This is a genomic window from Agromyces sp. NPDC004153, from assembly GCF_053603635.1.
Map to the genome: position 1 here is coordinate 246,592 of NZ_JBSGFY010000001.1, position 13,159 is coordinate 259,750.

The following is a 13,159-nucleotide window of genomic DNA, read 5'->3' on the forward strand; positions in this document are numbered from 1 at the left end:
CCCGATGACCACCATCGACGCAGCGCCGAGCCTCGGCTCGGCCGGCTTCGACGACGCCGCACTGCAGCAGAAGGCGAAGGACCACCTCTGGATGCACTTCGCGCGGCAGTCCACGATGGAGGAGAACGGCGTCCCCATCATCACGCGCGGCGAGGGCCACCACATCTACGACATCCACGGTCGCGAGTACTTCGACGGGCTCTCGGGGCTCTTCGTCGTCAACGCAGGTCACGGTCGCCGTCGCCTTGCAGAGGTCGCCGCGAAGCAGGCGCAGGAGCTCGCGTTCTTCCCGATCTGGTCGTACGCGCACCCCTCGGCGATCGAGCTCGCCGACCGGCTCGCCGACTACGCGCCCGGCGACCTCAACCGCGTGTTCTTCTCCACGGGCGGCGGCGAGGCCGTCGAGACCGCGTTCAAGCTCGCGAAGTACTACTGGAAGCTCAAGGGCCAGCCCACCAAGCACAAGGTCATCTCGCGTGCGGTCGCCTACCACGGCACCCCGCAGGGTGCACTCGCCATCACCGGCATCCCGGCGATGAAGGCGATGTTCGAGCCGCTCACGCCCGGCGGCTTCCGCGTGCCCAACACGAACTTCTACCGCGCGGCCGACGTCGGCGCGCCCGCCGACGATCTCGAGGCGTTCGGCGTCTGGGCGGCGAACCGCATCGAGGAGATGATCCTCTTCGAGGGCCCCGAGACCGTCGCCGCCGTCTTCCTCGAGCCGGTGCAGAACTCGGGCGGCTGCTTCCCGCCTCCTCCCGGGTACTTCCAGCGCGTGCGCGAGATCTGCGACCAGTACGACGTGCTGCTCGTGAGCGACGAGGTCATCTGCGCATTCGGCCGGATCGGCCACATGTTCGCCTGCGACGCCTACGGTTACGTGCCCGACATGATCACCTGCGCGAAGGGCATGACCTCGGGCTACTCCCCCATCGGCGCGACGATCGTGTCGGAGAAGATCTACGAGCCGTTCTCGAAGGGCACGACGAGCTTCTACCACGGGTACACCTTCGGCGGACACCCCGTGTCGGCGGCCGTGGCCCTCGCGAACCTCGACATCTTCGAGGAGGAGCGCCTCAACGAGCGCGTGCGCGAGAACTCCCCGCTGTTCCGGGCCGAGCTCGAGAAGCTCCTCGACCTGCCGATCGTCGGCGACGTGCGCGGCGACGGGTACTTCTTCGGCATCGAACTCGTGAAGGACAAGACCACCCGCGAGACGTTCAACGACGAGGAGTCCGAGCACCTGCTGCGCGGGTTCCTGTCGAAGGCCCTCTTCGACGCCGGGCTGTACTGCCGCGCCGACGACCGTGGCGACCCCGTCATCCAGCTCGCGCCGCCGCTCACGATCGGCGTGCCGGAGTTCCAGGAGATCGAGCAGACGCTGCGCTCGGTGCTCACCGAGGCGTCCAACCGCGCGGAGGACTTCAAGGGTCACCAGCACGGCGGAGAGCACCTCCTCGTGCCCGCGCGCGTCTGATGACGGCGCTGCACCGCGCCACCGATGGCTCGCCCGCCGCATACCGGCGGGCGAGCTTCTGGCTCGACGACCTCGTGACGACGGGGCGCGACGACCTCTCGCCGCGCCCCGCCCTCACGGCCGACGCCCGCTTCGACGTGTGCATCGTCGGCGGCGGGCTCACCGCCCTCTGGACCGCGTACTCCCTCGCGAAGGCCGACCCCGACTTGCGCATCGCCGTGCTCGAGCGCGAGATCTCGGGATTCGGGGCGTCGGGCCGCAACGGCGGCTGGTGCTCCGCCCTCTTCCCGCGATCCCCCGGCTCGCTCGAACGACGGCACGGGTTCGACGCGGCGGTCGCGATGCGGCGCGCCATGGTCGACACCGTCGATGAGGTGGGCCGGGTCGCCGCCCTGGAGGGGATCGACTGCGACTACGAGCGCGGCGGCACGGTGGTGTTCGCGCGCAACGACGTGCAGCGCGAGTTCGCCCGCGCCGACGTGGCGGAGGCTCGGCAGTACGGCGTCGATCGCACCGTGTACTGGGACGAGCGAACCGTCGGGGCGCGTTTCGGCGCGACGGGCCGCGACGGCCGGACTCCGGCCGCCGTGTTCGATCCCGCGTGCGCGAGCGTCCACCCGGCCAAGCTCGTCCGCGGGCTCGCCCGAGTGGTCGAGGCGATGGGCGTCTCGCTCTTCGAGCGCACCGAGGTGCGGGACTGGGCCGCCGGGACGGTGCGGTTCCGCTCGGTGGACACGGGGTACGAGGGCCGGGTGTCCGCCCGGCACGTGATCATCGCCCTCGAGGGCTACGGTTCGCAGTTGCCGCGTGTGCGTCGGCGGGTCATGCCGCTGTACTCGCTGATGATCGCCACCGAGCCGCTCGACGACGCCGTGTGGGACGCGATCGGCATCGACCACGGGCAGACGTTCAGCGACTACCGCCACCTGCTGATCTACGGGCAGCGCACCGCCGACAACCGGTTCGCGTTCGGCGGTCGCGGGGCCCGCTACCACTGGGGCAGCAGCGTCGACCCGTCGTACGAGCGCGTCGACGACGTGTTCGAGCACCTGCAGGATGCGCTGCGCGACCTGTTCCCGGCCGTCGGGAACGCCCGGATCACGCATCGGTGGGGCGGTCCCCTCGGCATCGCGCGCGACTGGCATGCCACCGCGAGCTACAACCCGCGGACGGGCGTCGGATTCGCGGGCGGGTACGTGGGCGACGGGCTCTCGACGACCAACCTCGCCGGCCGGACGCTCGCCGATCTCGTGCTCGGCCGAGAGACCGAGCTGACGACGCTGCCGTGGACGAACCACCGCTCGCCGCTCTGGGAGCCCGAGCCGCTGCGCTTCGCCGGTGCGAACCTCGGCATCCTCGGCATGCAGTTCGCCGACCTGGAGGAGCGGATCACGAGGCGTCCGTCGCTCGCGGCCCGCCTGATCGCGCCGCTCGTCGGCCACTGATCCGGGGCTCACAGCCGGCGACGGCTCGATGAGCGCGGGTCCACGAACGCCCACTCGGGCAGGGTTCCGCTGCCGATGAACGCCGACAGCAGCGAGGCCATGGCGTGGCCCGGCGAGGCATCGACCGCCAGGTCGATGAGGGCGCCGGCCGCGGAGCCGCGGCCGAGCGACCACGCGAGCCAGGCCGCGATGCACAACGGCGCGACGCGGAGGTCGCCAGGGGCGTTCGCCGCCGCGATGCGGGTGACCTCGAGCGCGCGCTCGACGCGGTCCGAGTCGGGCCGAACGGTCGACCGTCCGAGCAGCAGCCGGCCGAGCAGGTCCGACACCTCGCTCTCGGCTCTGTCGGCGACCTCGCGCCGCACCAGCTCGTCGACGGTCTCACCGGTTCGCTCGGCGCGCTCCGCGGTCTCGACGGCGTCGTCGTGCGCGGCCGCACCCACGACCGGCCCGAACGCGAACTGGAGCATCATGGCGTCGCGGATGGGCGGCCGCTCCGCGAGGTGGAGGAACCAGGCGAGGCGCAACGCGGTGGGCGACTCGGATGCCGCGTCGACCGGCGACTCGTCGAGGAGCGCCTCCACGAGGGCGACCGGGTCGCCGTGGTCGCCGAGACGGTCCAGCTGCGCCCCGATGCCCTCGAGCCCCTCGAATGCCGCGAGCTCGGCGGCGATCGCCGCCGAGAGGTCGACGTCGCGCTCGGGCAGTCGTGCGCTCGCGGTCGACGACGCGTGCACGGACTCCCCGTCGGGCAGCGCCGACGCGGCGGCGCTCTCGTCGATCATCGCCAGTGCGTGCCCGCCGGCCGGCGTGGCCGGATCGAGCAGCGACCCCCAGCCGTCGGCGGCTCGGCAGAGCGCGTCGCGCACGTCGAAGCCGGCCTGCTCGGCCCGGCGGACGAGGAGGGCGAGCAGCGCCCGCTCGGGGAGCCCACGGGACCCCTCGAACGTGCGGTCGGTGTAGGCGATCGGCACCACGGCGTCGACGCCCGGCATCCGGCACAGCGTGCCCACGATCGCCGACACGAGCGACGGACGGTCGCGAGCGCGGCGCGGGAGGTCGTGGCGCAGCACGCCGGCCGATCTCGAGCCGCGGAACGCGACGCAGACGATCGAGCGCTCGGGCACGAAGCCGGCGAGGGTGGGGACGAGCGCGAGCAGGTCGTGAGCCGCAGCGGCGCGGATGATGGTGGTCATGCCCGCAGTGTGGGGCCCGGGGCATCCGTCGCCCGAGGAGGACGGCCGCGATGTGGTGGATGCCGTCCTCGCGCCACCTGCCGAGGACGAGTGCGCAGCGCGTCGCCGCATCCGCGCGTCAGCGCGTCAGCCCGTCATCGACCGGCGAAGAGCTCCGAGACCTCCTCCACCTCCGCCTCGGTCGGCCGCCACGCGCCGCCCGCCGCCGCGTTCTGGCGGACCTGCTCGGGACGCGTCGTGCCCGCGATCACGCTCGCGAGCCCCGGCTGCGCGAGCATCCAGCCGAAGGTCGCCTCGAGCATCGAGATGCCCCGCTCGTCCGCGAACGCCCGGTAGCGATCGAGCACGTCCCACGGCGCATCGTCGACGATGTGCCGGCGCTGGCGCATGATCCGCGTGTCCGCAGGGTGCTCGTCGCGACGGAACTTGCCCGTCAGCAGGCCGTTCTGCAGCGGGAAGAACGGCAGGAAGCCCAGCCCGAAGTGGCGTGCGGCCGGCAGGACCTCCGCCTCGGCGCCGCGCGAGAGCAGGTTGTACTCGTTCTGCGCCGACACGAACCGGGTCGCTCCGAGCTCCCGGGCCACGAGCTCCGCCTCGGCGAGCTGCCAGCCGCTCAGGTTGGAGTGGCCGATGTAGCGGACCTTCCCCGCGCGGACGAGGTCGTCGAGGGCCGCGATGGTCTCGTCGATCGGGGTCGCAGGGTCGGGCGTGTGCAGCTGGTAGAGGTCGATCCAGTCGGTCTGCAGGCGGCGGAGCGAGCCCTCGACCGCGAGCCGGATGTACCGTCGCGAGCCCCGCGCGCCCCATGCGGGCAGCGGCGACGGCAGGGACGCGTGGCCGAACTTCGTCGCGATGACGACCTCGTCGCGCCGACCGCGGAGCGCCTCGCCGAGCAGCGCCTCGCTGAGCCCGTACTCCTTGCCGTAGATGTCGGCCGTGTCGATGAAGTTGACGCCGGCGGCGAGCGCGGCCTCGACCACCGCGTTCGTGCCCGCCTGGGTCTCGGTCGCGGTTCCGGTGCGTCCGAAGTTGTTGCCGCCGAGGCCGACCGCCGAGACGCGGAGCCCCGAACGGCCGAGCGAGCGGTACTCGAGATCGGTCATCCGACCAGCCTAGGCGTGCCCTCGCGAGGGTCGCGACCGTGGCGATCGGATGCCGCGCGGCCGCGCCGTTCGCGCGGACTCGTCCTCCCCAGCCGGTTGTTCCGGTCCGCCGCTCGCGATGTCCGATTCCCGCGAGTCGATGTCGGATGCCGCGGCTACGCTCGAAGCATGACCAACGTGTTCCTCATCCGCCTCGACAGCCCCATCGGGCGCCTCGAGCTCACCGGCGACGACGAGGCCGTGACCGGCCTCACCATCGAACGCGACGGCGCACTCCCCCACGACGGGGAGCCCGAGCGGTCCAACGCGGTGCTCGACGACGCGCGCACGCAGCTCACCGAGTACTTCTCCGGCTCGCGCACCGAGTTCGACCTCCCCGTCCGATTCTCCGGAACGCCGTTCCAAGAGGCCGTCTGGGCCGAGCTCGAACGCCTCGGCTGGGGCGAGGCCACCTCCTACGGCGCACTCGCCGCCGCCGTCGGCAAGCCCGGCTCCGCGCGGGCGATCGGCGGTGCCGTGGGCGCCAACCCGATCCCCATCATCGTGGGCTGCCACCGCGTGCTCGCCTCCGACGGGCGCATCACCGGCTACTCCGGCGGCGAGGGCATCCCGACCAAGCTCTGGCTCCTCGGGCACGAGCGCATCGGCTTCGCCGCGTGAGCGTCGTGCCACCGCCCGAGGTCGTCACGGGCGACGACGGGCTTGCACGCTGTGCGTGGGGTGCCGCCGACCCCGAGTACCGGCGCTACCACGACGAGGAATGGGGCACGCCCCAGCACGATCCGGTGCGACTGCTCGAGAAGGTCTGCCTCGAGGGATTCCAGTCGGGACTCTCGTGGATCACGATCCTCCGACGCCGTCCCGCGTTCCGCGAGGTCTTCCACGATTTCGACGCGGCGCAGGTCGCGGCGATGACGGAAGCCGACGTCGAGCGCCTCCTGGGCGACGCCCGCATCATCCGCCATCGCGGCAAGATCGAGGCCACGATCCAGAACGCCCGTGCCACCCTCGCACTCGACCAGCCGCTCGACGAACTGCTCTGGGGCTTCGCGCCGCCGCCCCGCGACGATTCGCCCGTTTCGTTCGCCGAGGTGCCGGCGACCACGCCCGAGTCGACCGCCATGAGCAAGCAGTTGCGCAAGCTCGGCTTCCGCTTCGTCGGTCCCACGACGATGTACGCGCTCATGCAGGCGGCGGGCATGGTCGACGACCACCTCGCCGGTTGCTTCCGCTCGAACGCCGAGCGTCACGCCGACGAGGCGGCCGCCGCGGTTCGCTCCTGAGAGCCGGCGCCGTCGGGTCGATCAGGCGTGGCCGGGTCGATCAGGCGCGGCCGGGTCGACCACGCCCGCCCGCCCGCGCCCGCCCGCCCGCTCGCTCAGGCGACGAGTTCGAGCTCGCGCACGGCGTCGGGTCGGTCGGCCTCCCGCAGGTCGAGGCGGAATCCCTCGGCGCGGGCCCACTCGACGAGCTCCTCGATCGAGGCGACCTCTGGCCGCGACTCGACGAACGCGCGGGTGAACCGACCCTTCGCGTGCTTGTTGAAGTGGTTGAGGGCGCGACGGCGTCCGTCGGCCTCCACCGAGACGACGCGCACGAAGACGCTCCCCTCGCGCGCCGGTGCGGGCCCGAGGTCGGCGTATCCCTCCGATCGCAGGTCGAGGATCACGCCCGGCGTCGCGGCGAGCAGGGCCGACAACGGCTCGCGCCAGAACCGGCGCAGCCGAACCTCGGGCACCCGGGAGTCGTGCGAGAGGCGATACGCCGGGATCGGGTCGAGCGCCCGCACGAGGCCGAACAGCGCCGAGTGCACGACCACCGTGCGATGCGCGAAGGCGCGGGCCTCGGCGTCGAGCGTCGGCGCGTCGAGGGCGTCGTACAGCACGCCAGTGTAGCGGTCGATCGCCGGCATCGTCGGCGCCTCGCGGAGCGCGCGATTGCGATCGACCTCGGCGGCCTGACGCGGCCCGAGCTTCAGCGCTCGAATCGCGGCCTCGTGATCCGCGGCGAGCTCGACCACCCGCTCGATGAGTTCGGCACGTGCCGCGGTGAACTCGGCGAACGAGAGCGCCGAGAGGTCGAGGACGCCGTCCCCGCCGTCACGCTTCGTCTCCGACGGCGGCAGCAGGAGCAGCACTAGGCGGCGATGAACGACAGCGCGGCGTCCACGTTCGATCCCAGCGACTCGACGCTGTCGATCGTGATGCGCGGCAGCGCCGACGAGGGCCCCGTCCACGGCGCGTAGCCGTCGAGGCTCTGCTCGACCGCGCGCCAGGTGGTCTCCTCGAGGTGCGGGAGTCCGCGCTCGCGCTTCTCGAGCCGCGCGCGGTGCAGCGCCTCGTCGGAGCAGACGACCTCGATCACCCGCAGCCGCACCTCGGTGCGCGCGGCGAGGTCGCGCCACTGCAGCCGGGCCGACTCGGCGGCGTTCACCGCATCGACGATGACGGTGCGCCCCGAGAGGAGCTCCTTCTCGGCGATCTCCTCGGCCACCAGGTACGCGGCGAGGCCGGTCGGCTGGTCGGAGTCGATCCCCGCACGCAGGATGGACGACTCGATCGGGTCGACGGAGACGACCGTGGCGCCGAGGCGGGCGCCGACGATCTCCCCGATCGTCGACTTGCCCGCTCCCGGCAACCCGGCCATGACGATGAGCTGGGTGACGCTCAGGTCACCGAACTGGCGGTCGATCGGCTGCTCCCCCTGCATCCGGAACTCCTCAGGACAGCTCGGCGCGGGACGCGACCACCTGGACCGAGTCCGACTGGACCGACAGGAAGCCGTCCTCCGCGGTGGCCATGACCTTCTCGCCACTGGGCAGCGTCACACGCACCTCGCCGCCGGCGAGGATGGCCAGCATGGGCTCGTGGCCGGGCAGGATGCCGATCTCGCCTTCGACCGTGCGGGCGACCACCATGGACGCCTCGCCCGACCAGACCTCCTGGTCGGCCGAGACGACGCTCACGTTGAGGGCGGCCATGCTCAGCCGTTCTCCTTCTGGATGCGGGCCCAGTTCTCCTCGACGTCCGAGATCGGGCCGACGTTGAAGAACGCCTGCTCGGCCACGTGGTCGAAGTCGCCGCGGGCGATCGCGTCGAACGACTCGATGGTGTCCTTGAGCGGAACGGTCGAGCCCTCGACACCCGTGAACTTCTTCGCCATGTAGGTGTTCTGCGAGAGGAACTGCTGGATGCGGCGCGCGCGGGCCACGGTGATCTTGTCTTCCTCGGAGAGCTCGTCGACACCGAGGATCGCGATGATCTCCTGCAGCTCCTTGTTCTTCTGGAGGATCTGCTTGACCGTGGTCGCGACGCGGTAGTGGTCCTCGCCCAGGTAGCGGGGGTCCATGATGCGCGACGTCGAGGTCAGCGGGTCGATCGCCGGGTAGAGACCCTTCGACGCGATCTCACGCGAGAGCTCGGTCGTGGCGTCGAGGTGCGCGAACGTCGTGGCCGGGGCCGGGTCGGTGTAGTCATCGGCCGGCACGTAGATCGCCTGCAGCGAGGTGATCGAGTGACCGCGCGTCGAGGTGATGCGCTCCTGCAGGATGCCCATCTCGTCGGCGAGGTTCGGCTGGTAGCCCACCGCGGAGGGCATGCGGCCGAGCAGCGTCGACACCTCGGAGCCCGCCTGCGTGAAGCGGAAGATATTGTCGATGAAGAGGAGCACGTCCTGCTTCTGCACGTCGCGGAAGTACTCCGCCATCGTGAGCGCCGACAGGGCGACGCGCAGACGCGTCCCCGGCGGCTCGTCCATCTGGCCGAAGACGAGGGCGGTCTTGTCGAAGACGCCCGCCTCGTCCATCTCGTGGATGAGGTCGTTGCCCTCACGGGTGCGCTCGCCCACGCCGGCGAACACCGACACACCACCGTGGTCCTGCGCCACGCGCTGGATCATCTCCTGGATGAGGACGGTCTTGCCGACGCCCGCACCACCGAAGAGGCCGATCTTTCCACCCTGCACGTAGGGGGTGAGGAGGTCGATCGACTTGATGCCGGTCTCGAAGAGCTGGGTCTTCGACTCGAGCTGGTCGAAGGCCGGGGGCTTGCGGTGGATCGGCCAACGCTCGGTGATCTCGACCTGCTCGCCGGGCTCGCCGTTCAGGATCTCGCCGATGACGTTGAAGACCTTGCCCTTGGTGACGTCGCCGACGGGCACCGAGATCGCCTCGCCGGTGTCGGTGACCTCCTGGCCGCGCACGAGCCCGTCGGTGGGCTTCAGCGCGATGGCGCGGACGAGGTCGTCGCCGAGGTGCTGGGCGACCTCGAGCGTGAGGATGGAGGTCTCGCCGCCGATCGTGATCTCGGTCTTGAGAGCGTTGTAGATGTCGGGGATCGAGTCGTGCGGGAACTCGATGTCGACGACGGGGCCCGTCACACGGGCGATGCGGCCGACGGCGCCGGCGGTCGACGCGGCGACCGGCGCGGTTGCGGTGTCAGTCATTCTGGCTCTCTCTTTTCTGGATTACTTCTTTGCGACGAGCGCGTCGGCGCCGCCCACGATCTCGGCGATCTGCTGCGTGATCTCGGCCTGGCGCGCTTCGTTCGCCAGCCGGGTGTAGTCGGTGATGAGCTTGTCGGCGTTGTCTGACGCGGACTTCATCGCCTTCTGCGTCGCCGCGTGCTTCGCGGCCGCGGACTGCAGGAGGGCGTTGAAGATGCGGCTCTCGATGTACACCGGCAGGAGCGAGTCGAGCACCGTCTCGACGTCGGGCTCGAACTCGTACAGCGGCTGCACCGTGGCGTCGGGCTCCTCGACGCCCTCGACGACCTCGAGCGGCAGCAGGCGCACGATCTCGGGCGACTGCGTCATCATGCTGACGAACCGGTTGTAGACGACGTGGATCTCGTCGACGCCGCCGTCGGCGGCGTCGCGGAGGAACACCTCGAGCACCGCGTCCGCGATCTCCTTGGCGAGCTCGAACTCGGGGTTCTCGGAGCTGCCGGTCCACTGCCGCTCGGACGCCCGGCGGCGGAACTGGAAGTAGCCCACCGCCTTGCGGCCGACGAGGAAGTACACGACCTCCTTGCCCTGCGAACGGAGCAGCTCGCTGAGCTCCTCCGCCTCGCGGAGCACCTGCGAGTTGAAGGCGCCCGCCAGGCCGCGGTCCGACGTGAGGATGACCACGGCGGCGCGCTCGATCTTCTCGGGCTCCGTCGTGAGCACGTGGTCGACGTTCGAGTACGTCGCGACGGCCGACACGGCGCGGGTGATGGCACGCGAGTACGGCGACGAAGCCGTCACGCGCGCCATCGCCTTCTGGATGCGCGAGGCGGCGATGAGCTCCATCGCCTTCGTGATCTTCTTCGTCGTCTGGGCAGACCTGATCTTCTGCCGGTAGACCCGAAGTTGCGCTCCCATGTCTCTCCTGTATCCCTAGAGTTCGTCGTCGATCGCGGTCGCCTAGCGGCGAGCCTTGACGATCTTCTCCTGGTTGACGTCCTCTTCGGCGCTGGCCTCGAACTCCTCGCGTCCGACCGAGGCGAGCGGCTTGCCCTCGCCGGTCTGGAACTCGAGCTTGAACTTGTCGACCTCGGCCTCGAGCGTCGAGACGTTGTCGTCCGAGAGGACGTTGGTCTCGCGGAGCTCGCTGAGCACGTCGGTGTTGCGGCCGAGGTAGTCGAGGAGCTCGCGCTCGAAGCGCAGGATGTCCTCGACGGGCACCTCGTCGAGCTTGCCGTTGGTGCCGGCCCAGATCGAGACGACCTGCTCCTCGACGGGGTACGGCGAGTACTGCGGCTGCTTGAGGAGCTCGGTGAGGCGGGCGCCGCGCGCGAGCTGGCGGCGGCTCGCCGCGTCGAGGTCGGACGCGAACATCGCGAACGCCTCGAGCGAGCGGTACTGCGCGAGCTCGAGCTTCAGCGTGCCCGAGACCTTCTTGATCGACTTGACCTGGGCGTCGCCGCCGACTCGCGAGACCGAGATGCCGACGTCGACCGCGGGACGCTGGTTGGCGTTGAACAGGTCGGACTGGAGGAAGATCTGGCCGTCGGTGATCGAGATCACGTTGGTCGGAATGTACGCCGAGACGTCGTTCGCCTTCGTCTCGATGATGGGCAGGCCCGTCATCGAGCCGGCGCCCAGCTCGTCGGACAGCTTCGCGCAACGCTCGAGCAGGCGCGAGTGCAGGTAGAAGACGTCACCGGGGTACGCCTCACGGCCCGGCGGGCGGCGGAGGAGCAGCGACACGGCGCGGTAGGCCTCGGCCTGCTTCGACAGGTCGTCGAAGATGATGAGGACGTGCTTCGAGTCGTACATCCAGTGCTGGCCGATGGCCGAGCCCGTGTACGGCGCGAGGTACTTGAAGCCGGCGGGGTCGGACGCGGGCGCCGCGACGATGGTGGTGTACTCCATCGCGCCGGCGTCCTCGAGCGCGCCCTTCACCGAGGCGATGGTCGAGCCCTTCTGGCCGATCGCGACGTAGATGCAGCGGACCTGCTTCGAGGGGTCGCCCGACTCCCAGTTGGCCTTCTGGTTGATGATCGTGTCGATCGCGATCGCGGTCTTGCCGGTCTGGCGGTCGCCGATGATGAGCTGGCGCTGGCCGCGGCCGATCGGGATCATCGCGTCGATCGCCTTGATGCCGGTCTGCAGCGGCTCGTGCACCGACTTGCGCTGCATGACGCCGGGCGCCTGGAGCTCGAGGGCGCGGCGGCCCTCGATGCCGGTGATCTCGCCGAGGCCGTCGATCGGGTTGCCGAGCGGGTCGACGACGCGGCCGAGGTAGCCCTCGCCGACGGGCACCGAGAGGACCTCGCCCGTGCGAGTCACCTCCATGCCCTCCTCGATGCCGGTGAACTCGCCGAGCACGACGACGCCGATCTCGTCCTCGTCGAGGTTCAGCGCGAGGCCGAGCGTGCCGTCCGCGAAGCGGACGAGCTCGTTCGCCATGACCGAGGGCAGGCCCTCGACGTGCGCGATGCCGTCGGCCGCGTCGGAGACGTACCCGACCTCGGTCTTCTGCGCCTGGCCGGGCTCGTACGACGAGACGAACTCCGAGAGAGCGGAACGGATCTCGTCAGGGCTGATGGAGAGTTCTGCCATTGCCATTTCCTTTTCTGAAGGGCCGGGCCCTTTTCTGTGCCGGTTGACCAGCTACTGGTGTGTCGCGGCGCGGGACGCCGGTCGATTCATCCGGCGTCAGCCGGCAAGCTTCTGCCTCAGCTCGCTGAGGCGCGAGGCGACGCTGCCGTCGATGACGTCGTCGCCGATCTGCACGCGGACTCCGCCGATGACGGCGGGGTCGACGATGGTGTCGAATCGGACCCGGCGGCCGGCCTGCGCGACGAGGCCCTGGGCGAGGCGCCCGAGCTGCTCGGCCGTGAGGGGCACCGCGGTCGTGATCGTCGCGACGTCGAAGCCGCGCTGGTCGGCGACGACGGATGCCGCGTGCCGCAGCAGCTCGCCGATGCGGCGGCCGCGCGGCTGCTGCACGAGGTGCCGCACGATCGCCACGGTCTGCGGCGACGCCTTGCCGACGAGCAGCCGGTCGACGAGCGCGAGCTTCGAGGGCAGCGGGCTGAGCTTGCTGCCCAGCGCGAGCTCGAGCTCGGCGTCGGATGCCACGGCGCGCTCGAACGCGAAGAGCTCCGCGTCGATCTCGACGCCCTCGGGGGCCGACTCCGCGGCGACGCGGTAGCCGAGGTCCTCGAGACCGGCGATGAAGTCGTCGCCGGTCGACCAGCGCCGCGTCGCGGCCGCGGTGACGAGCGTCACCGCGTCGGCCGTGATCTTGGCGCCGAAGACGGACTCGACGAGCGTGCGCTTCTGCGCGTCGTCCGCCTCGGCGTCGATGAGCGCCGAGCGCAGCTGCGACGACGAGCCCACGACGCGGCCGACCGCGAGGAGGTCCTCTGCGACCTGCAGCTCGGCCCGGCCGAGCTGCGCGAGCGCGGCTCGCGTGCCGGCGAGGGCCCCTCTCGTAGCGCTACCCATGGA

13 protein-coding genes are annotated in these 13,159 nt (G+C 70.8%); 4 read left to right on the top strand and 9 right to left on the bottom strand.

Annotation, left to right across the window (positions count from 1 at the left end; translation table 11 throughout):
- Positions 1 to 4 precede the first annotated feature (4 nt).
- Together ACWEOH_RS01135 and ACWEOH_RS01140 are read left to right on the top strand one after the other, a co-directional pair.
- Positions 5 to 1,477, top strand: coding sequence for an aspartate aminotransferase family protein (locus ACWEOH_RS01135; RefSeq protein WP_452027493.1), 1,473 nt, complete (start codon positions 5 to 7; stop codon positions 1,475 to 1,477).
- Positions 1,477 to 2,922, top strand: coding sequence for an NAD(P)/FAD-dependent oxidoreductase (locus ACWEOH_RS01140; protein ID WP_452027495.1), 1,446 nt, complete (start codon positions 1,477 to 1,479; stop codon positions 2,920 to 2,922). Before ACWEOH_RS01135 ends, ACWEOH_RS01140 begins: the two co-directional genes overlap by 1 nt.
- A gap of 8 nt (positions 2,923 to 2,930) precedes the next feature.
- Here ACWEOH_RS01140 and ACWEOH_RS01145 read toward each other — a convergent pair whose 3' ends face one another.
- Complete coding sequence (locus ACWEOH_RS01145) at positions 2,931 to 4,118, bottom strand: DUF4192 family protein (RefSeq protein WP_452027497.1); 1,188 nt, start codon at positions 4,116 to 4,118, stop codon at positions 2,931 to 2,933.
- Positions 4,119 to 4,252: 134 nt separating this feature from the next.
- On the bottom strand, positions 4,253 to 5,221 hold the full coding sequence (locus ACWEOH_RS01150) for an aldo/keto reductase (RefSeq protein WP_452027499.1): 969 nt from the start codon (positions 5,219 to 5,221) through the stop codon (positions 4,253 to 4,255).
- A 168-nt stretch (positions 5,222 to 5,389) separates the two neighbouring features.
- Between ACWEOH_RS01150 and ACWEOH_RS01155 the strand changes: the two genes are divergently transcribed.
- Together ACWEOH_RS01155 and ACWEOH_RS01160 are read left to right on the top strand one after the other, a co-directional pair.
- Positions 5,390 to 5,881, top strand: a complete 492-nt coding sequence (locus ACWEOH_RS01155; RefSeq protein ID WP_148731866.1) for a methylated-DNA--[protein]-cysteine S-methyltransferase — start codon at positions 5,390 to 5,392, stop codon at positions 5,879 to 5,881.
- Positions 5,878 to 6,504 (top strand): DNA-3-methyladenine glycosylase I, encoded by a 627-nt coding sequence (locus ACWEOH_RS01160; RefSeq protein ID WP_452027502.1) that lies wholly within the window; start codon positions 5,878 to 5,880, stop codon positions 6,502 to 6,504. Before ACWEOH_RS01155 ends, ACWEOH_RS01160 begins: the two co-directional genes overlap by 4 nt.
- Before the next feature lie 95 nt (positions 6,505 to 6,599).
- On the opposite strand, the gene ACWEOH_RS01165 is transcribed toward ACWEOH_RS01160, so the two are convergent.
- The 7 genes from ACWEOH_RS01165 to ACWEOH_RS01195 form a co-directional block, all read right to left on the bottom strand.
- Positions 6,600 to 7,358 carry a YaaA family protein gene (locus tag ACWEOH_RS01165; protein ID WP_452027504.1) on the bottom strand — a complete coding sequence of 253 codons (759 nt, stop codon included), beginning with the start codon at positions 7,356 to 7,358 and terminating at the stop codon, positions 6,600 to 6,602.
- The gene (locus ACWEOH_RS01170) at positions 7,358 to 7,930 is read right to left on the bottom strand and encodes an AAA family ATPase (RefSeq protein WP_452027506.1); all 573 of its coding nucleotides are present in this window, start codon (positions 7,928 to 7,930) and stop codon (positions 7,358 to 7,360) included. The genes ACWEOH_RS01165 and ACWEOH_RS01170 overlap by 1 nt, the downstream gene beginning before the upstream one ends.
- 10 nt (positions 7,931 to 7,940) lie before the next feature.
- The gene (locus ACWEOH_RS01175) at positions 7,941 to 8,201 is read right to left on the bottom strand and encodes a F0F1 ATP synthase subunit epsilon (RefSeq protein WP_452027508.1); all 261 of its coding nucleotides are present in this window, start codon (positions 8,199 to 8,201) and stop codon (positions 7,941 to 7,943) included.
- 2 nt (positions 8,202 to 8,203) lie between these two features.
- Positions 8,204 to 9,664 carry a F0F1 ATP synthase subunit beta gene (atpD, locus tag ACWEOH_RS01180; RefSeq protein WP_452027510.1) on the bottom strand — a complete coding sequence of 487 codons (1,461 nt, stop codon included), beginning with the start codon at positions 9,662 to 9,664 and terminating at the stop codon, positions 8,204 to 8,206.
- Positions 9,665 to 9,685: 21 nt separating this feature from the next.
- The gene (locus tag ACWEOH_RS01185; RefSeq protein WP_148731872.1) at positions 9,686 to 10,582 is read right to left on the bottom strand and encodes a F0F1 ATP synthase subunit gamma; all 897 of its coding nucleotides are present in this window, start codon (positions 10,580 to 10,582) and stop codon (positions 9,686 to 9,688) included.
- Positions 10,583 to 10,624: 42 nt separating this feature from the next.
- On the bottom strand, positions 10,625 to 12,265 hold the full coding sequence (gene atpA, locus ACWEOH_RS01190; protein ID WP_452027512.1) for a F0F1 ATP synthase subunit alpha: 1,641 nt from the start codon (positions 12,263 to 12,265) through the stop codon (positions 10,625 to 10,627).
- Between the two features lie 96 nt (positions 12,266 to 12,361).
- The gene (locus tag ACWEOH_RS01195; RefSeq protein WP_452027514.1) at positions 12,362 to 13,156 is read right to left on the bottom strand and encodes a F0F1 ATP synthase subunit delta; all 795 of its coding nucleotides are present in this window, start codon (positions 13,154 to 13,156) and stop codon (positions 12,362 to 12,364) included.
- Between the last annotated feature and the right edge of the window lie 3 nt (positions 13,157 to 13,159).